This is a genomic window from Pelagimonas sp., from assembly GCF_050633425.1.
Lineage (GTDB): Bacteria > Pseudomonadota > Alphaproteobacteria > Rhodobacterales > Rhodobacteraceae > Pelagimonas.
This window is the reverse complement of the sequence record NZ_JBOEGM010000016.1, coordinates 368,912-386,828: the sequence shown is the minus strand read 5'-3', so window position 1 is coordinate 386,828 and position 17,917 is coordinate 368,912. Positions and strand designations below refer to the sequence as shown.

The following is a 17,917-nucleotide window of genomic DNA, read 5'->3' as shown; positions in this document are numbered from 1 at the left end:
GCAGTCATTTCTTAGCCCACCTTGAGCCCTGCCATCGGACATGAGGGTTCCGGGAAACAGCTTCGAAGTTCACAATCCAATCGTCACAGCAACAAGGAGAAGCAACTTGGCCGCAACGATCATCCCATTCCCTACGAAGAATGCTGACCTCGTGGAGTCGCAATTCTATTCGACAGAGATGCTCCATATGGATTTAGCCGCGCGTTGGCTAAAGGAACGGAATTGGTTCGTGGAATCGGGCGCGCTCCCGGGATTAGGTCCTGAGAATACGCCCGCCATTTTTACCGATGCGCCATCTGATCTGGTAGCCGAGGCATTCGAGATTGCACACGGGTTTGTCTGTGAATTTCTCATCGAGGCATTTAGCTTCTCTGACGCAGAACTCTTGGCCCGACAACGTCGACTAGCTTCGTTGTGTTTTTGACGCATCGTCTCCGCGTTTCCTTTGCAGGTACCGTACAAACTCCGGAGAGTTTCCGCACGCCCTTCAGAGCAGGAAAGCGATTGCGCCAGTGCATCTTTGGGACAATTGGGGCTACGGTTCAGAATCTCGCAAGTTAGTTGGTAGGTATTTAGGGGCATATCAATCTCCTTTTTGCTGTTGAAAACAAGAAGAGCCGACCACCAATAGATGGACGACACAATTTTTCATTCCGAGTCTTCGAAATCTGGAAGATCATTCCGTGCCAGCACCAGAGCGGCAACCGGTCAAATCGATCGTCCTTCCTTGAGTTGGATGGCAAGGTATACCATCTCAGTCCAAAGTGAGCATTCCGCATCCTCAAGCTGGTTTGCGAGCTCGTTGCGGCGCTTCTCCAGACCGACGACGTCAGTCGAGATTGCTTCCGCCAAGTTGGTGTGGTTCGTAGTCATGATTTATCTCCGAATGGCCGTTCCCGAATCGGAACGGTCCATTAGATAAGAAAAATCAAGAGGCATTGATATTATTATTCAGAGCGGAGTTCGCAGCCTTAAGCCCTTGTTAAATATCGCCTAAGTTCTTTAGAAACTCCGCTGCATCAACGTCGAGAACTCTGCACCAATGCAAAAACTCGATTACATCCAAGCGTCTTTCATAGCCTTCGACCTTGGCAACAAATGATTGAGGCTTCGTTAGTCTATCTGCCAAGGCCTGCTGAGTCAGCCCAGCCGCCTTACGCTCAGAACGCAAATCGTCGATGAGCTTCCTGTATTCTTCATCGTAGATGCTCTTTGACAACCGCACGTTCCATTTGACTGCTCGTGCTGGTCGCGATAATCCCGATGTAGAATTATCCCAAAACAGGATAAAGCAATGCGATTGCGCCAAAATCTGACTTCGACACAAAGAGGCAAGATCGCTGAGTTGCATGTGGCAACTGCGCTCATGTCACAGTCTGGGGGAAGGTTGTCGCCCTTTGAACCTCTGTCTGACGATCACGGCATCGATTTGGTCGTGCTCGACAAGATCAGCGGTCGGGCTTTGCCGATCCAGGTAAAATCTTGGCTGCTCGACCCAGACAAGCCAGTCAAGACGGTGCAGTTCGATGTCCAGAAAACGACTTTTGGGGAAGGCAAGTCGGGGGCGTTGATTTGTGTCGTGCTGGAAATTGAGACCCTGGCCATCGAAACGGCCTGGATGATACCGACGACTGACATTCCGGCTGGTGCCACCGACCGCCCTAATAAGTACGTACTGGCGCCCAGCCGTCTATCGACCTCGAAGGATAAGTACTCGGGGCACCGGCACGGTTCGATTGCATCGCTGACCGATGCTGTTGAGGCCCTTTTGGCGAAGGGCAAGCAATAGATCGGTTTAGCCGCCAAGCCGTTTGCAGGCTTCGGCCACGTCCATGCTGGTGATGCCGCCCCGCTCCAGTTCCTGTGCATCGTTACGGGTCCGCATCAGCGCCTTGCCCATGTCGGTATCAAGCACCCGCAGGTAGGCTTTCTCGAAGCTCTCCCCGTCCTGCTGCATCGATTTGGCCAGCGTATCGAGCTGGGTTTCGGCGGCTTCGCGGTTCAGCCGTGCGGCCTTACGCACATCTTTGGTCATGGTCTTCTCCATATTCGCCGCCGCTCGGGCGGTCTCCACTTGATTTTCAAGCTGTTCGACCTCCTGGGCCAATTCAGCGACTTCCTGGGCTTCGGCCTCATCACGGGCCAGCCGCATCAAAGCGTCTTCCAGGTCTTTCTTACGTGCTTCCAGCCGTGCCAGTTCTTCGGCGTGGCGTTGTCCTTCTTGGCTCATCGGATGCCCTCCATCTTTTCCAATTCGGCTTGTGCCTCTCGGGACACGTATGGTTGCGGAGATGATGCCTTGATACGGAGCAATTCCACCCGGAGGCTTTCCGCCACCCGGTTTTCAGCATCGGTGAGGGAAATGGCGTGGCGTTCCCGGATCGGGGTATCGATGCCAAAGGTGCGGGCGAGCTTGACGCCGCCCGACTGGATCAGGGCTTTCACCAAGGGCTCCGCCGCACGGTTGTTCGTGAGTGCCCGTTCGACAGCGGTCAGATCGCCACCGGCACCCGAAACCTGCCCAACGTCCTTTCGCAGGGCATCGGCGTAGGCATCCCAGGAATACGCCAGAGCATTGAGCGCATCGTCCACCGCAGTAGCGAGCTTGGCCCGCTTCGATGAAGCATCAAGCGCGGCCTCAGCACGACGCCGACGATTGTTCCGTTCGGCACTCTCGGCAGCCCCTTGGCTGCGATCTTGAAGCTCGGCCAGGGCATCGTCCACGATTGCGATCCGTTCAGCCAATGCGGCAGCTGTCCCGGCGGGTTTCTTCCCGGCAATCATTGCCTCACGGGCCTCAATGCGGGCTTTGTCGAGTTCCCCACTCAGGCGTTCACGCTCGGCTTTCAGTTCATCAATGCGTTGGTCCAGTTCCTTCTTGTCCATATCGGTCCTCAGTTGGTGATCGTCGGGGAGCCGGACGGCTAGCTGAAAAGGAGAAACATGCTAGCCATCCGGTGTCGGGAAAGGAGTTGAAATGACCCAACAACAATACGATGCCGCGTTTGCCTGCTGCGGGGGACCAGCGTGTGACTGTGCAGCGTGAAATGCTGGCTCAGGCTTCGCCCATCAGGTCGAGCTCCATCTGACGGATAAGATCAACCGGCACCCCCGGTGTCGAAAGGAATTGGCCTAGGTTGTCTTTCACATCTGACCGGTAAGAGCGCCAGCATCGAGGATTGGGGCAATCAACCCCGCGTTCAATGAATGCCTGCATTGCCGGTGTTACCCAGCCTCTAGGAAAGGACATGCTGCCGTGGACGAACCACATGCCCACCAGCAACCTAACGGCATTGGCCCGCATTGAGAAATCAGAAGACGGCGGAAAATCCCCAAGCGCCTCCATGACCAACGCCTCGGCCGCTTGTCTGGTCTTGGCGTAGGAGATTGAGGGCAAGGGCGGAATTGGCCGGATCGCTGGTTCACTCATTTGGGGCTCGGGCGTCATTAGCGTCCGAGACACCGTGCCGTTTTCTCGCAGGCACGTAAGCCAACAAGCCGCCCCTCTGACATGAGATCAAATGAGCCTTCCCCATTAAGAGGATAGGAATCATATGCGTAGGCTTTAGCCTGCAAGCCAAGTACAGCATTGAACACTGTAAAAGGGGTCAGGTGTCCTCAAAATAGGGCGTGACTACGATCCATTCGACCAATTGAATGCGGGTTTCATCCTCAAACGCTGGCTTCCGTCGACTAGTAGTTTGTCTACCCACCGAAAGCCTTTATTAGGTCAGAAATAGCTTTGGCCCACTTCTGAGCATGATCAGATAATTTGGCCCAATCCACTTTTTTAAGGCTATTCTGTGTTGCGCTTGTAAGGTCTCCAGGAATGGTTTCTGGTTTGTTTGCGCCATCCAAATCTATGAACTCTTGAAATGAATCAATATAGGCCCGTGCTGCCTTTACGTCCGCACTGGCAAGTACCGGATCGTTGATGCTACGGATGTAACCCGAGAGTCTTTGAATCAGATCTCTCAACTCCACCAGCATTTTCATCACGTCTTCGTCGCCTTCTTGGAGTGCGGGGTTAGGGAGGTCCGGTTTTATAACTCTTGAGAGTTCGGCAATCACAGAATTTTTTTGGTCGAACTCTGTCAGTCGTTGCGTATGACCCTTCTTCAATGACTTGGACCGGTATAAATGAAAATCCGCAGGAAGGCCTACTGATAGGTTCGCGTAGGAGGTTATCTCGAGCGATTTCACTAGTAAATCATATGCTTCACTCTCGTTCATGCCGCTTTGGTATCTGGCAACGAGAAGTGGTTTTCCGTATTTGGTCTCACCAATTTGAAAGAACGGTGCCTCTTCCTGAGCTTCAATAAAATTCCCTTCGGGATAGACCAGAAACAACCGTGGACCCGTCGCCTGGAGTTCACCACCAACAATTGCTGTCATACCGAACGCTCCGGGTGGGGGATCGGATGACTCTCCCAAAGCCTCCCGGATAACTTCTCTTGTTATTTTGCCGACAGACTTTGCCACTTGAAACATTGAAAGATGTTGTTCAAGGAATTTCTCTTCACTCAGCAACTCCCGGACCCTCTCGGCAACTTCTTGAGTAGTCGCTAAGTTTCCAGCCAAAAGCAAAGTGATGCAATAACTGCCTTCACTCTCGAAGATATGCATCTTTTTGAAGGTCGAAATATTGTCAATGCCAGCGTTTGTTCTTGTATCTGAGATGAACGCCAAACCCTTATCAAGCACCATTCCAACAGCATAAGTCATGGAAACCCCAAATTGCTTCATGACAAAGGATGGCAACTCTGTTTGACATTTGCAATGATCTAACCTGTCATTGCTCCCCCCGGAAGGGTGCAGCGCGTTGGGCTTAGTTCAGTTGGCCGCAGCATTTTGCAGCAACGCACACTATTTCGATTTTGGATCAGTTTGGGATGCGAAGTCCAAAGCCATGTGGTTTTTGACGGTGTTAGATGTTTTCGAAGTAGGGAGTCTCCTTGATCCAATCCAGCAACGCAGCGCGTGTTTGTTCGTCTAGGTCTCCCCGCGCCTCAACCGCGCTTATTGCTTCATCACGAACTTGAGCCGACTGCCATGGCACGGGATCGTGGTTGGCTTGCATCTCGGCCAGCACCCCATCATCCGGGTCATGAAGATAGCCCAGACTTATCCGCATGGTTTCAGCTCCATCGGCGAAGGTCTGGGTCGCAACGCCTCCGGGCCGCACGAGCGTGATTTGTGACGAATGCTCAGTCATCAGATGCTCCCCCGGTCTCCTTTGGCGTCCCCTGGACGACTTCGGCGTCGATCGTGTCGTGTCGCTTTCCCGAGACCGTTTCGGTCACCACGGGCCTCCGTACAGCCCCTTCTGGCTGGACCAGCTTGGGCTTGGCTGGCAAGGCGGTTTGAACGCTCGTGGAATTGTTGATTTGGACATTGGTCTGGGCGGGTCCATCCATAGAACTCATCCGCAGGGATAGGAGCTTGTTCAGAACACGTGGATCGACGCTTGCCGTCTCGAAACGATAAATCGGCTCGAAGTCGTCATCCAACTCGGGTTCACCCGTCTGAGGATCGAAACACTGAACCCATTTGCCAGTCCCCATCTCCAAGGCCGTCTGGACCACCCGCATGGTCAATTCTTCCTCGAAAGCTGCCAGGGCCTCGTCCCAAGCCTCCGCAAAGTCAGGATGCTTTGCACGCCGGTCATAGAAGGTCCGCCGGGTCAGGCCAGTCATGTTGGCCGCATAGGTGATGTGGCTGAACTGACGGAGATAGAGCAGAAACTCGTCACCCTTCTCGCCGTAGATGGGGCGGGTGATCGCTGCAATCTTGGAAGGCATCCGCGGGTCACTGGCCGGTTTGATCCGGTTCATCCTCATCAAGCTCATCTGGGTGCCTATTCTGTCTTCATCACTGTGCTTGGCTTAGGAAGGTGCCGATTAAGCCCTTGAAGTCATTCACGCCCCAGACGCCAGAACGCCCAATTCAGTGTCAATGGGGCCGCCTTTCTGTGCGGGCTGATGACTTCGGATTTTTCACGGACAGCATCCTCGTTGCCGTTCGAGGTCAGAATGTCGTGTTCCGTTGGAGCCGTATGCCAGCGATTTACAAGGGAGTGTGCCGGCTCACAACGTTGTGCAGTCCCGGTCTTCCAAGCTGGAAGAATTCTACGTCAACAAGGCGTTTTTGGAGCTTTCCGTAACGCATTGTTTTTATTGCCTTGTTGACGACGTTGATCTTCGTTGACCGTTTTCGCTATATATATATCCGGATTGCACGCTACCCCTATGCCTTGGTCCGTGCCCTATGCCTAATCGGCTTATTCTACCAAGATATATTGCTTTAAGATCAACATGATCAACATCGTCAACAAGTGTTCCGAAACAAGGCTTTAGAAGCGACGCCTCAGGTCAACAAAGATCAACGACCGTCAACGCCGTGACCGAATTGATACGCTCCGATTGCCAGAACGTCACTCATCGGCACGGACATACCCTGCCGAAACACGGCCACCCAACCTGACGCCACGTCTGTGCTTCCAGCCAAGGGTTTCCATAGACCGCCTCAAACGCTGCGCATGGCCCTTGTTCTGCCGGTCGCTTTCCAAGCCGAGATAGCTGAGCAGGTCCTGGGTATGCACCTTGTCGGCTAGAGGAGGCTCACGCAACGGCGAGGCAACCCGCTCCCCTTCGATCACTTCATCGGCGTAGTCACCCGTACCAGCCTCAAAGGCCTTCCGATCCGATTGCCGGTTGCTGAGCATGACAGCCAGCTTATCAACCCAAGGATCATCAACCGTTTCGTCTGCCTGGCGTTCTGCTGCCATCGACCACAACGGCTCGGGCAAAACGTGACCAATGCCCGACTTGAACAACGCATCAGCTTCGGCCCAGAGCTGGTCCCGATGCTCAGCAATCCAACCCAGATCAACCCTGGACCCAGAGGCCATTTCCAACGGCCAGAAACGCCGAGCACCCGTTGGGTCGCTCAGGTATCCGCCTTCGTTCACTGTGCCCGCAAATACAACACGGCGTTGATGATCTTCGGTGTTGCGACCATAAGGCGTCCGATACCTGTCTGTGGCTCGGGACATGAACGCCTTGAGAATGTCCATGTCACTTGCCCGAAGACCGGCCAATTCGGCAAACTCATGCACCCAGACACCTTCCAGGTTCATGGCTGCATCCTTGTTCCTCAGATCACCAAGCTCTGCGTCACTGAACCAATCCGGGGAAAACAGGTCCCGAATGCCCGTAGATTTCAGAGAACCCTGAGGCCCCTTGATCACTGGCATCGTGTCCAGCTTGCAGCCGGGTTGCCTTTGACGAGCCACGGCCCCGACCATAAAGCATTGTGAGACGGCCTCGGTGTAATCGTCTCGGCCACATTGAAAGGCGACTGTGAAGAGGTCCTTTACCCGGCTTGTCCCATCCCAAGTCAAGCTAGCCAGGTAGTCCAGGATCGGGTTGAACTTGTAGAAATAGGCAACCGTTGTGATTGCGTCCTGCACGTTTTCCTTCGACGGCTGGTAGTCCTTACGCTGGTGCTGTTCCATCAAGAACGTGCGGGCCAACAAGAGCAACTTGTCAGTCAGCACACGGCCATAGCCCTCACCCCAGGGCAATTCACCCATCAGAACTACCCGCTGCTTGAGTTCGTCAAACCTTGGGTCGAGCTTGGAGCCGGTAATTGCCTTGAGGGCATTCTTGGGTGTGTCGGGGGCTACGCCGGTCTTCTTGTTGACGATCAAACCACCTTCATGCACGGGCTTCCTCTTGGGCGTGGTTATTGCCCCTGCTGGCACTCCGGTTTGGTCCAGGTCGTCGTCAAAATCATCTGCTGCCGGCGTTCTCGGAATGGCATCCTCGGCTCCAGCATCACGCAGCAATTTATGCAGGGTGCGGAAAGTTATACGATTGCCGGCGTTGTCGGCGTGAAGGCTGTCCCATCGGATGCCGATCAGGGTCCCGTGATCTGCATATGCGGGGTCCTGTGTGCACCAATCCACAAACTCCTGCCGGCCATCCCCTGCCGTTGCATGGTGGCAAGCCTGCATCAAAGTGAGCCAATCGTCGTGGTCTGAAAAGTCGGCTGGGTCCAGGTGCTCAAGCATCTGAGCCAATTCTTCCTGATCGTGCTCTCCCCCGCCGGTTGCCAAGCTGCCTGATGGTCTTCGGATCAGATCGACAAGAGCCTTAGGTGCAGCCTCAGCACCGAATGCATCCAACTCGGGCGTGTCAGCCTTCCAGATGTAGGTTTCCAAGCTGTCGGGGTGGATCGAGCCAGGAGCGACGACCTGACGGCCAACCGTTTTGAACTCGATGCCAGGAAACTTATCGTTCAGGCTGTCTCTGGTGGAAACATTCCCTGGCTTTGTCATGTAAATATGGAGGCCACCTGAGCCGGTCTCAACGGTCGAATAGAGGTCCGGGTCCATACCAGTCCAAAGAACCAGTTCGACAAACGGGTTGATTGGTGACGCCAAAGTCTGGCCATCAGGAAAGGCCCTCGGGTCCACATCCAAGACCAATTCAAAATGCCGCAGACGAACGCCGACGTTGTTGCCTGCCTCCATGTGCTTGATTTGTTCTTGGGATTTATAGGGACGCTTCATCCAGTTGCTGTCGATCGGGGACTTGCCCCGTTTGCGTTTCTTGCCCTTGACCTCATCTTCGGCCGAGAACTTATGCAAAGGGAGAAGCTGGTATCCACTGGCCAGCAAGGGCGTCAGTTGCGAAGCATCGGTATGAACACCCATTTCAAGCCCCCGCACGATTGGCGTTGTAGGCCTCAATCACAGAACGTTCATAGAAAACGGCTGTCCCAATCTTTACGTAATCAGGACCAGCACTCTTGTATTTGGTGTTGTTGCGGCGATTGCGAAAGGCCATCAGCGTGGTTGCCGGATGCCCGGTCAAGGCTGCGGCTTCCTTCGTCGTCAGAAGGTCTTTCAATGGTGTGCCAGAAGGCTTGGGGGCGTTATCTTCGGTTTCAGGCATGGCAGGCCTCCGATATGCTAAAGTATCGACCGGATTGCCCTGCTAGGCGGCTGTGGCAATCCGGTCTATCGATCAGAACAATACCGTGCCCAAATTCCCCCGCATACCAACACTTGACCCGCACGCAACGGACGCTGGCGTAAGGAAATCTTTAGCCTCGCCTTCGAAGCGGGCCGTTAGTGTTAAGTCAAATGCTTGTGGAATTGTCTTGCCAGTTCCGCCTCGGGGATGCGCCAACGTTTCGGCTCGCGTCTTGCAGCTTCGTCCCGCAAATATCCGTTTTCCCAGAAATTCACGTTATCTGCCGTAGAGCTGATCGCATCCAAAGCGGTGCCGAATTGAACGGTTATTTTACCTTGCTGGTCTTCCACCCAATCGATCGGGAAAAGCCCCAAGAACTCGGCAAGCAGTCGAAGGCAGGCATCGTCAAAGCCGTTGAAACCCGCGGCCCAACTGGCCTCAATCACCTGCTCAACCGGGTCGGTGCTGTCCAATTCAGCCTCCTGCAGGAGCATCTTGGCCATCTCGTACCGGTCTTCTTCGTTGGAATAATCCGGCATCGGGTCTCGGTGCTGTGTGACTGTAATCCTACGCATCACGCCGCCCCCGACATCATAAAGGCGTCCAGATCATCACGGTGGTATCGAACGATCCGGCCAACGGTTCGGTAAGACGGACCAGTGCCCTTGCTACGCCAATTGTTCATGGTGCCAGGCGAGACCGAAAGGTATTTGGCAGCGGCCTCGGTTGTCATCCAAGGGGTGTCAGTGTGTGGGGTGCTCATGCTGATAACTCCAAAATCCAAATGCGTCCAAATGGACAGCGATGAAATCAGGTTATCAGCTTGCAAGGTCTTGATATGCCGACATGTTAAGGCATCGTACCATCATTCACGCAACACCGGCCTTGGCCAGAACCAAATCCTCTAGAGCTTGAGCATGGGGCCGAAGGGCTTCAACCAAATGCGTCTGATGCACATACCCGCCAGAGGCCCCTGGAAGCCGTTGACCCAACAGAAGCGCCCCTTCTGCATATGGCACACCAGCAGCAATCATCATCGTTCTGGCATGGTGGCGAAGTGCGTGTGGCGAAGGAACGCCAGCCCGTTTTGGCTCGGCAACATGGCCTGTGGCTGAACCAGGTGACGGCCAAAGCCAGGGCGAGTTTAGTGGCTCATTCTCTTTCATTCTGGCCTTCAAAGTTTCGGTCAACCAGCGGCCGGTGGGGAAAGACCACGCTCCACCCGTTTTCATGTGGGTGAAGGTCATAACGCCAGCGTCAGCATCGAAGTCGGCACATTTCACACCAAGCAGGGAAGTTCTCCGTGCACCCGTCAGAAGAAACGTCCGTTGCAGGTCACGCATCAGGGGAGACATGGCTTCGGTCGTGGACCAGAAATCTGCCAAGTCCAGTTCCCCGACTTCCCGTTTCGGGGTTGCAGGGACACGAAGGGCATCAACGGGGTTTGCCCCAATCGTTTCGTCATGGCGGCGGGCCGTATTCACAAGAGCTCGAACAGTGCGCATGACCGAACCACCCGTGGTCTTGCCGTGACGCTTTGTGAGCTGGTCCATAAGCTCTCGGCAGTCCTGACGCGTAATGTCAGCCACGGCACGACGCCGAAGACGCCCGAGGTAGTTGTCCATATGGTACTGGTAATTCCTGACCGTTGCGTCGGAAAGTTCCCGTTCTTTCAGGTGCTCTTTCAAGGCTTGTTCCAACGTGATGCCCGTGGAGTCCGGCCCCGCCGTGGGATCGACGCCGGACTGGATCGTGGCCATGAGTTTTCGGGCCTCATTCCTAGCCTCGGCCAGTCGGATATGGTCAGCCCGTCCGATCTTGACCCTCACGGTTCGAACGTGACGCTTTTCCCGCCGGACGTCACTTTGAACGGCAAAGGTCTTGCAGGTCTTGTGGCAGATGCACATCAGCCCTTTCACATCGGTGTCCCGATGGATGCCCGAGCCGAGTGGGAGGTCCCTGATACGGGCCTCGGTGAATTTGAATATAGTCATGAAAAGTACAGTCCCGAGTACAGTGTTTGCGATTGATCCAGGTGGGCCTGGATGGTGCTACCGGGATGATATTGCTATGTTTTCAAGGGGTCGTACGCCCCGAATGAGGCCAAATGGACCATGATTTACTCGCAATCTCAGACTGTTAATCAATTGGTCGTAGGTTCGATCCCTACCGCCGGAGCCAAAATCTATTAAAGAGATCAAAGAGTTACAAAGCCGCCCTTCGGGGCGGTTTTTGTTTTCTGCAACATCTCTGCAACATTGACATTGGCGGCACGGCGTTAACGCTTGGATGACGTCGATTGGGAAACGGCTGAGCTATTCTGGTTTCCTGATCGCCTCTTGGTTGCTACCCTTCGTATCAGGAGGGCGCGATGCACCTATATATGTCCGGCACACCAAAGAACGACGCCTTTCAAGCGGTGGAAAACCAGATGTGTTCGCACAGGCTGTTCTCAATGCACGGTGATTATGCACGCGAAGTGATGAAGTGGCTCGAAATGGTGAAGTCTGGTGTGCGTACTTTCGATCACTATTGCGACTACGCTCCGAGCGCGGCTTCAAGACTTGAGCGCAAAGATCAAGAGCAACAGGCGTTGCTGGTGCAACGCGGGATTGAGGATGAGTGGGTGCCTTACGCTGAGGCTCTGCGCGCGGCCAGCCAGGGCCGAACGCCTTCATGCCCTTCGCACATCATGCTTGATTCTGGTGCCTTCACGGCTTGGAACGCAGGCGCGTCAGTAACGCTTGATGAAGTCAAATCGGCTTACTCGCGCTTCCTCACCGAGGAAGATGGCATGTTCAAAGAAATTTGGCTGATCAATTTGGATGTGATCCCCGGTAAAAAGGGGCGTGATCCGACGCCGCAAGAATTGCGAACCGCCATTGAGGAATCAGATCGGAACCTAACGGCGCTCCGTGCTGAGTTCGGCGATTGTGTGCTGCCCGTGTTCCATTAGGGCGAAGGTCAAGGCCGCTTGCTCGAAGTGGTCGATCAGTCAAAGGGATACCTCTGCCTTTCCCCGAACAATAAGAAGCCAGAAGGCGAGCGTTGGCGATGGGCGCAACTCGCCCGAGCAGCACTTCGTGACTTAGGTTGTAATGTGCAGACGCACGGCCTTGCCACAACAGGGAACGACATGATCCGTGAGGCTGGCCTAACGTCTGGCGACTCTGCGGCTTGGAACGAGCACGGCTACTATGGGTCAGTCGATCTTGTCGAGGATGAGATTTATCCGCAGAACAAATTCAAGTTGGTGAAGACAGAAAACGGTGATCTTGACCGAGTGGGAGAACATATCGTCGAAAAATCGCAACTGCGGTATCGTGGCTACCACATCGGTATTGAACTGGACGACTACGACTTAAAATCTCAATCGAAGATGATCAGCAATGACCGAAATATTTCTTTTTTGCCAAAACGCAAACGGGAATGGGTCCGTGAAAAGGTCGAAAGCTATTTTCCATGGCCACTTGCACTGACGGATCAACGGGCGCGGAGTTTGATCTGTATGAGCGAATTGAAGGCGTTTGCCGAGAGCTATAAATGGCTTCCGCCCAGAGTTCGGCAATACAACGAAGCAGGAGAAGTGTTGCCTCCACCATTTAGCGAAGTATTGCGCGCCTATCCAACCAGTGAGGATCGCGAGCGTTTCTTGTCCCAAGATTTGTTTGAGGGTCGCCTGTGATTGAACCTGTTTGCAATACTCCGGTGCCTGCGGGTTTCCGTGACTCCCTTTTGCTAGCCAACAAGTTCCGAGGGCGTGGGACAAAGCTGTTTCCTTGGCTGGGGTTTGTCGAATTAGCAGAAGGCCAGCTATTCGCCTCAGACAATCGGTCCATTGTGGCAATTAGCATTGGTGCAGATTTGGGGACAGCGACATTCACAGCGGGTGACGTTGCCGTATTGAAGGCAATGGGTGACGATCCCGAGTTTTGCGATTTCAGTGATGGGATTGCCTTCACTTGGGATGATGGGCGCTGGCTCACCTCCGAAACGCAATTCGATTCTCGGTTGTGTGATCATTGCCGCCCGTTGATTGGGAAGTATTGGCATGAGGGGCGAGGCGTTCAGCCGTCCGCCCAATTCTATGTTGACCGGGCGAAACGTGATGGCCTGCGCAATATCGTCAAATTCCCGGCTCAAAGCACAGGTGAGAAGCACCATCAATACTGGCATGGCGGCACGATTGCCAAAGTGATGTCCGTAGCAACCGCTTATGATCCTGACGCTTCACCAACCCCTTTTTCTCTCCCCGGTGGAAAAGGCTTGATAGTAAAACCGTCTAAGGGCAGAATCGGTACATGATCGAGACTTACACAGACGGTTTCTTCTACCACCCAGACGATGCGGTCGCGCAGCGTGTGAGCGATGGAGAACTGAACCCGCGTCTCGACGACCTCTTTGTCACAGCACTGGAAGAAACTGTTTCGGCCAAGACTGCGGCTGAGAAACGTGTCGCCCGCCTCAAAAACCGTCTGAGCGAGATCGAAGATGAAATTGCCAAGGCGGATGCTGAGGTTGACCTTATCAACGAGCATCATCAACGACAGTACGAGGCAATGGCCAAGTATGAGCGCGGCGATGACTTGGACGCGGACGAACAAAGCCTTCTGACGCCTAGATTCTCGAAACTTGTGACCGATCAACGAAAGGCGGATGTTGAAAGCCAGTTTGAAGAACACCAAGGCGCGTTTGAAAAGCTGGAAGCCGACGATTGGAGCATTGAGAAAAAGCGCGTCGAAGATGGCTTTCTCTATGTAACCGTCAAGCGCACGGTTGAGGTGGTCGCAGCCCCCGAAACCAAAGTCGCAAAGAAGGTTGCCAAAGCCATAGCGAAATTCTTTTCTCCTAACTTTGATCGCGCAGAGCGTGTTCATTTGTGGGATCGCCGCGCCTCATTGCGCCCTTTGAACCCCGGTGCCGGATGATTAAGTCAGAGGATGATTTGTTTCGACTGTTCGGTGGTGATGATCCTACAAAGCCCGGAAGCAGTGAAAGAGCCTTCACTACAATCGAACTTGAACTTGAAGATCGCAGGGAATTTGACCGCTATCGCGGTGATCCCGAGAAGTCGCCTCAGCAGAATGTTGCGGCGTCTCGAAAGGTGATTAAGAAAGTCGAGCTGACCGACCCCAATCGCCACTATTTGTTAGTCGGCGGGAAGCGAGAAGTGCGCGTTGATCAATCCCGCCTGTTGAAGGTTGGGAAGGCGATGCGTGACCCCGAGTTGACCGTTCGGTATCTCGGAGGCTTAACGGCTTGAGTTGAAATGCTCGCGCAATATTTGATTCACCAGATCAGACTGATGCACGCCACGTTTTTCAGCGGCCCGCTGAATCTGAACTTTGTTATCGTCAGCAATGCTAATTGGTTTGTATGTTTCGGGATACGCCCACGAACAAGTCATGCAATTCATATTGCACCCCTGACATGCTGAGCTTTTCAGATTGTTGCACTGCTCGCAAAGCGGTTGCCAATTCTCTTCATCGTTGCTGCCTCCCCGTGCGCGGGGCTGGCGATGATCAGGACTCAGCTTCACATCTGGTTCCTGCTGACCGCAATGTGAACAACGAAAGTCGGCTTTGGCCTTTATTCGTTCCCACATTTTCGGAGGTGGTTTTGCGCGGGGTTCACGCTTCGCTGTGACCTCAAGCGAGGTCATTTGATACTTAACACCTTCTTTGATGATTGACGTGAAACCTTCCTCGCCCTGCAACTCTCGCATCCGTCGAAACGGATCAACGTAGGGCTTCTTTCCCTCGGCCTGTCGAGCCGCGTCGATAGCCTCTCGCAACTCGGCTTGCGACACATGCGGTCCAGGTATGCCATGCCCCTCGGGCCACAGCATATCGAGGATCAGACGGTAGTAGGTTTTGTTGGCTGCGCTACCGACGAAAGCAGCAGTCGCGTCGTCCAACCACTTCTGCCTGCGCTCTGCCGACATGTTTGGAACTGATGCTGGTGTGGTCAGAAACCCCTTGCTCGATCTTGCCTTTGCCATGTGTTAACCAAACGCCTTCATCGTTGACAGTGACGCGCTAAACCGCGATGTTCAGCTAAAACTATATCTAGGTGGTCAGCAGTGAGCAATAACAACAAAATGCGTTTTGCATCGTTCTTTGCCGGAATCGGTGGTTTCGATCTGGGCTTTCAACAAGCCGGGATGGACCCCGCATTTCATTGCGAAATTGATCCCTACTGCCAAACAATCCTGAAACGCCATTGGCCGGAGGTTCCGCTTCATGGGGACATCGAAACGCTCGACCCAAAAACCATCCCTGAAACTGATCTCTGGGCAGCAGGCTGGCCCTGCCAAGACCTCAGTCACGCCAACTCGCAGCGCGAAGGCCTACAGGGAGCTAGAAGCGGTCTCTTCTTCCGATTTGCGGAGCTTGCTCGAGAGCTTACTCCGAAGTGGCTTGTCCTTGAAAATGTCGCGGGGCTCCTCAGCGCCGACAAAGGAACAGCGTTTGAGTCAGTTATCGACGAGCTCGAAGAGATCGGGTATATGGGGATCTGGTTTACGTGCAACCTTCTCAGCGCGGGCCTACCCCACAACCGTGAAAGAATCTTCCTTATCGGATGTCATAAGTCCGACCTTGTATACCAATTCTATTCTGACAGCGGCGAACTGCTTAGGGATCATTCGCCGCGAGAGGCGGAACGGGCGCGGCGGGAAAATGGACCCAATATTCAGGAAGAGTTTATTTCAAACACTCCGCTTTTGGTTCAACGTCGCGGAGGCTTCGGGTTTACCCAAGCAAGAAGCTATAGCCCCACGCTACGTGCCCAAACTGGACGCCATCAAGGAGGGCACACAGATCGACCAATTCTATGTGGCCAGAAACTTGACGTGGAACGAATGCGAGAAGCTGATGGGGTTCCCAGAGGGATGGACGGTCGCAGAGGGCGATTCATTGGCAACGCAGTAGCACCACCAATTGCGCGTTTTATTGGACAACGCATTTTGGAGATTGAAGCTGCAAACGCGGTAGGCGGCGAATCTCAAGGTCACTTGGCTGCTGTCAGTGTCAAAGGTTAATTCGTTCGTTTAGCACGCGTCTAAGGCGGGGTCTGGGCCAGCAGGCGCTATGGTCCCAATACTCCAAGACGCCCATCAGCGCGCGATTGTACGAGGGAGTCTACCTGTGTTTCGTGCGCCTCGTCGGGCAACGACAGGCGTGACGAGGATCAGATCATCGAGAGACGTCAATACCAACCGCGCAATGTGTGGGTCGTGACCATTTTCGGGCGCAGGTATTGCGACGCGAACGCGCCGACGATGACCGCGATCCCCAAATCACCGTGACCGCCTGCTGACCGTGACTGCGTGATGATTTGGTTTCCTGCTGCCGTGGTCTGCAAGGAAAAGGAAGCCAGGTCGGATTCGATCTCGTCGCGCAGTGGCAGGTCGTGGGCAAACTTGAGGTCGCCGGAGGCAAACAGCACGGATAGGTTCTCGATCATGAAAGACTTCCCCGCGTTTACATACCGTGAGCTTTCCTTGCGCCACTGCTGTCCGCCCGTCATTTGCACGGCGTGGTGATCGACTGATTGATCCCAGAACATATCCGACACGACCCGCCCGAGCGACGTTCCGTCAATCACAAGCTCCGACTTTCCACCGAACGGCGGTGCGTTGCGCAAGCGGATCAGGTGGTCGCAGACATCGACATAGGACACACCACGGAAGCGGTCGGCGTAAACTATTGATCTGTGACGCGGACCGACGATGACCTTCGACCCGTCAACGATAGGCAGCGCCTCGTCTTTGATCACGGCAACGGCGGTGTAGTCATTCGCCTGTCCTAGATCAGCCGCCACCCAATAGTTTTGGTGTCCTGTGACGCGTTCAATAGCCGGGTCTTGGTTGGTCTCGTTGACCACGCGCCCGTCAGGCAGATAGACGAGGTCGAGTGCGGTTTCGTAATTCACATCTTGGGACATATCGCGCCCTCCGTGCTTGTTGCGTTTTCGATGATTGAGAGGTCGAAGTAGCTGGTGCCGTCCGAGAGCAGTTCACGTTCGATCTCTTGGCGGAATTTCGTCGCGGACAACGTGCGGCGCATCCGCTCCACTTTGTCTTTCAGTCGCGGAATGTCGGTGCCTTTGACGACGATGCGGTGAACACCGTCACCGGGCTTTGCGTCGAGGAACAGCCGCGCGAAATAGTTGTTTTTGCCCGCAGGCGTTGACGAGAAGTAGACTTGCCCTTTTTCCGTCAGCATCGGCAAGACGCCCGCAATCAGGTCTTCCCCGCCACCTTCGCCTTGCAAGAATGCGCATTCGTCAATGATCAGACACGACACCGAAGGATAACCGCGAATGGTGTCCGACGTAGACGGCAGCGCGACGACGCGCGCACCGTTCGACATTTCGAGTTCGGTGAGAGTCGAGCGGGTAATGACCAATTCGGTGCGCTTCAACTGTCGCCCGATTTCTCGCGCGATGATCTTCGCTTGTCGTTCCGCAGGCGCAACGCAGATGGTCAACGATTCCGGGATGTGCAATTCCTCGACCGAGCGGGCGGCGAGAACGGACGTCTTGCCCGCCTGACGACCCACGCGCAAAGCAACTTCCGTCGCCTGCGTCGTGAAAGCGTCGATCTGCCAAGGATCAGGCTCATGGCCGATCCAATGGCGTAGACGCGCAGCAGGATCGAGCGAGCGTTCAAGTTCCTCGCACCACGGTATGAGTGCATCAAAAGGCATGTTACTGCCCCATCTGACAGGCGCGGCAACAACCCATCGAATAACGCGGGGAGATGTGCCTGTTCTTGCACGGCTTGCCTGTGAAATACATGCCTGCCCCATTTGCGTCTCGTCGCGTCGCGGGCAGTTCAACCCATTCGGGATGCCCCGTCGAGTTGGCGGCTTCCAGACGCCTCGCATATTCGCGTGCGTAGTGATCCCAACCGAGGAATTCTGAATGGGGCG

General features: G+C 54.5%; 24 protein-coding genes. 8 read left to right on the top strand and 16 right to left on the bottom strand.

Annotated elements, in window-relative coordinates; all coding sequences use genetic code 11:
* Window positions 1-106: 106 nt before the first annotated feature.
* Window positions 107-424, top strand: coding sequence for a hypothetical protein (locus tag ACRBB0_RS15045; protein ID WP_431375260.1), 318 nt, complete (start codon window positions 107-109; stop codon window positions 422-424).
* Between the two features lie 284 nt (window positions 425-708).
* Here ACRBB0_RS15045 and ACRBB0_RS15040 read toward each other — a convergent pair whose 3' ends face one another.
* Both ACRBB0_RS15040 and ACRBB0_RS15035 read right to left on the bottom strand, forming a co-directional pair.
* The gene (locus ACRBB0_RS15040; RefSeq protein ID WP_431375259.1) at window positions 709-873 is read right to left on the bottom strand and encodes a hypothetical protein; all 165 of its coding nucleotides are present in this window, start codon (window positions 871-873) and stop codon (window positions 709-711) included.
* Between the two features lie 109 nt (window positions 874-982).
* A complete protein-coding gene (locus ACRBB0_RS15035; RefSeq protein WP_431375258.1) occupies window positions 983-1,219 on the bottom strand; it encodes a helix-turn-helix domain-containing protein in 237 nt (78 codons plus the stop codon).
* A gap of 75 nt (window positions 1,220-1,294) precedes the next feature.
* Between ACRBB0_RS15035 and ACRBB0_RS15030 the strand changes: the two genes are divergently transcribed.
* Complete coding sequence (locus tag ACRBB0_RS15030) at window positions 1,295-1,789, top strand: hypothetical protein (RefSeq protein ID WP_431375257.1); 495 nt, start codon at window positions 1,295-1,297, stop codon at window positions 1,787-1,789.
* Between the two features lie 6 nt (window positions 1,790-1,795).
* Here ACRBB0_RS15030 and ACRBB0_RS15025 read toward each other — a convergent pair whose 3' ends face one another.
* The 11 genes from ACRBB0_RS15025 to ACRBB0_RS14975 form a co-directional block, all read right to left on the bottom strand.
* A complete protein-coding gene (locus ACRBB0_RS15025) occupies window positions 1,796-2,230 on the bottom strand; it encodes a hypothetical protein (RefSeq protein ID WP_431375256.1) in 435 nt (144 codons plus the stop codon).
* Window positions 2,227-2,886, bottom strand: coding sequence for a hypothetical protein (locus ACRBB0_RS15020; protein ID WP_431375255.1), 660 nt, complete (start codon window positions 2,884-2,886; stop codon window positions 2,227-2,229). The genes ACRBB0_RS15025 and ACRBB0_RS15020 overlap by 4 nt, the downstream gene beginning before the upstream one ends.
* 169 nt (window positions 2,887-3,055) lie before the next feature.
* Complete coding sequence (locus ACRBB0_RS15015; RefSeq protein WP_431375254.1) at window positions 3,056-3,430, bottom strand: hypothetical protein; 375 nt, start codon at window positions 3,428-3,430, stop codon at window positions 3,056-3,058.
* A gap of 275 nt (window positions 3,431-3,705) precedes the next feature.
* The gene (locus tag ACRBB0_RS15010) at window positions 3,706-4,725 is read right to left on the bottom strand and encodes a hypothetical protein (protein WP_431375253.1); all 1,020 of its coding nucleotides are present in this window, start codon (window positions 4,723-4,725) and stop codon (window positions 3,706-3,708) included.
* 202 nt (window positions 4,726-4,927) lie between these two features.
* Complete coding sequence (locus tag ACRBB0_RS15005) at window positions 4,928-5,215, bottom strand: hypothetical protein (RefSeq protein WP_431375252.1); 288 nt, start codon at window positions 5,213-5,215, stop codon at window positions 4,928-4,930.
* The gene (locus tag ACRBB0_RS15000; RefSeq protein WP_431375251.1) at window positions 5,208-5,834 is read right to left on the bottom strand and encodes a hypothetical protein; all 627 of its coding nucleotides are present in this window, start codon (window positions 5,832-5,834) and stop codon (window positions 5,208-5,210) included. The genes ACRBB0_RS15005 and ACRBB0_RS15000 overlap by 8 nt, the downstream gene beginning before the upstream one ends.
* Before the next feature lie 599 nt (window positions 5,835-6,433).
* Entirely contained in the window at window positions 6,434-8,719 is a 2,286-nt protein-coding gene (locus ACRBB0_RS14995) for a VapE domain-containing protein (RefSeq protein WP_431375250.1), read from the bottom strand.
* A 1-nt stretch (window position 8,720) separates the two neighbouring features.
* A complete protein-coding gene (locus ACRBB0_RS14990; RefSeq protein ID WP_431375249.1) occupies window positions 8,721-8,960 on the bottom strand; it encodes a helix-turn-helix transcriptional regulator in 240 nt (79 codons plus the stop codon).
* Window positions 8,961-9,142: 182 nt separating this feature from the next.
* Entirely contained in the window at window positions 9,143-9,556 is a 414-nt protein-coding gene (locus ACRBB0_RS14985) for a hypothetical protein (protein ID WP_431375248.1), read from the bottom strand.
* Entirely contained in the window at window positions 9,556-9,744 is a 189-nt protein-coding gene (locus ACRBB0_RS14980) for a helix-turn-helix domain-containing protein (RefSeq protein ID WP_431375247.1), read from the bottom strand. Before ACRBB0_RS14980 ends, ACRBB0_RS14985 begins: the two co-directional genes overlap by 1 nt.
* Before the next feature lie 106 nt (window positions 9,745-9,850).
* Window positions 9,851-10,975, bottom strand: a complete 1,125-nt coding sequence (locus tag ACRBB0_RS14975; RefSeq protein ID WP_431375246.1) for an integrase arm-type DNA-binding domain-containing protein — start codon at window positions 10,973-10,975, stop codon at window positions 9,851-9,853.
* Between the two features lie 377 nt (window positions 10,976-11,352).
* Between ACRBB0_RS14975 and ACRBB0_RS14970 the strand changes: the two genes are divergently transcribed.
* From ACRBB0_RS14970 to ACRBB0_RS14950, 5 genes are read left to right on the top strand one after another with little or no spacing between them, the layout of a single operon-like run.
* Window positions 11,353-11,937 (top strand): hypothetical protein, encoded by a 585-nt coding sequence (locus tag ACRBB0_RS14970; RefSeq protein WP_431375245.1) that lies wholly within the window; start codon window positions 11,353-11,355, stop codon window positions 11,935-11,937.
* A gap of 18 nt (window positions 11,938-11,955) precedes the next feature.
* Window positions 11,956-12,666 carry a hypothetical protein gene (locus ACRBB0_RS14965; RefSeq protein WP_431375244.1) on the top strand — a complete coding sequence of 237 codons (711 nt, stop codon included), beginning with the start codon at window positions 11,956-11,958 and terminating at the stop codon, window positions 12,664-12,666.
* Complete coding sequence (locus ACRBB0_RS14960; protein ID WP_431375243.1) at window positions 12,663-13,286, top strand: hypothetical protein; 624 nt, start codon at window positions 12,663-12,665, stop codon at window positions 13,284-13,286. The genes ACRBB0_RS14965 and ACRBB0_RS14960 overlap by 4 nt, the downstream gene beginning before the upstream one ends.
* Entirely contained in the window at window positions 13,283-13,909 is a 627-nt protein-coding gene (locus ACRBB0_RS14955; RefSeq protein ID WP_431375242.1) for a hypothetical protein, read from the top strand. Before ACRBB0_RS14960 ends, ACRBB0_RS14955 begins: the two co-directional genes overlap by 4 nt.
* Window positions 13,910-13,926: 17 nt before the next feature.
* Window positions 13,927-14,244, top strand: a complete 318-nt coding sequence (locus tag ACRBB0_RS14950; RefSeq protein WP_431375241.1) for a hypothetical protein — start codon at window positions 13,927-13,929, stop codon at window positions 14,242-14,244.
* On the opposite strand, the gene ACRBB0_RS14945 is transcribed toward ACRBB0_RS14950, so the two are convergent.
* Window positions 14,233-14,898, bottom strand: coding sequence for an HNH endonuclease (locus ACRBB0_RS14945; protein WP_431375240.1), 666 nt, complete (start codon window positions 14,896-14,898; stop codon window positions 14,233-14,235). The genes ACRBB0_RS14950 and ACRBB0_RS14945 overlap by 12 nt on opposite strands.
* Window positions 14,899-15,063: 165 nt before the next feature.
* Between ACRBB0_RS14945 and ACRBB0_RS14940 the strand changes: the two genes are divergently transcribed.
* A complete protein-coding gene (locus ACRBB0_RS14940; RefSeq protein WP_431375239.1) occupies window positions 15,064-16,023 on the top strand; it encodes a DNA cytosine methyltransferase in 960 nt (319 codons plus the stop codon).
* 167 nt (window positions 16,024-16,190) lie between these two features.
* Here the strand turns inward: ACRBB0_RS14940 and ACRBB0_RS14935 are convergent, their stop codons facing one another.
* Both ACRBB0_RS14935 and ACRBB0_RS14930 read right to left on the bottom strand, forming a co-directional pair.
* Window positions 16,191-16,928, bottom strand: a complete 738-nt coding sequence (locus tag ACRBB0_RS14935) for a hypothetical protein (protein ID WP_431375238.1) — start codon at window positions 16,926-16,928, stop codon at window positions 16,191-16,193.
* Window positions 16,913-17,692: a terminase large subunit domain-containing protein gene (locus ACRBB0_RS14930; protein ID WP_431375237.1), complete on the bottom strand. Its 780-nt coding sequence runs from the start codon at window positions 17,690-17,692 to the stop codon at window positions 16,913-16,915. The genes ACRBB0_RS14935 and ACRBB0_RS14930 overlap by 16 nt, the downstream gene beginning before the upstream one ends.
* Between the last annotated feature and the right edge of the window lie 225 nt (window positions 17,693-17,917).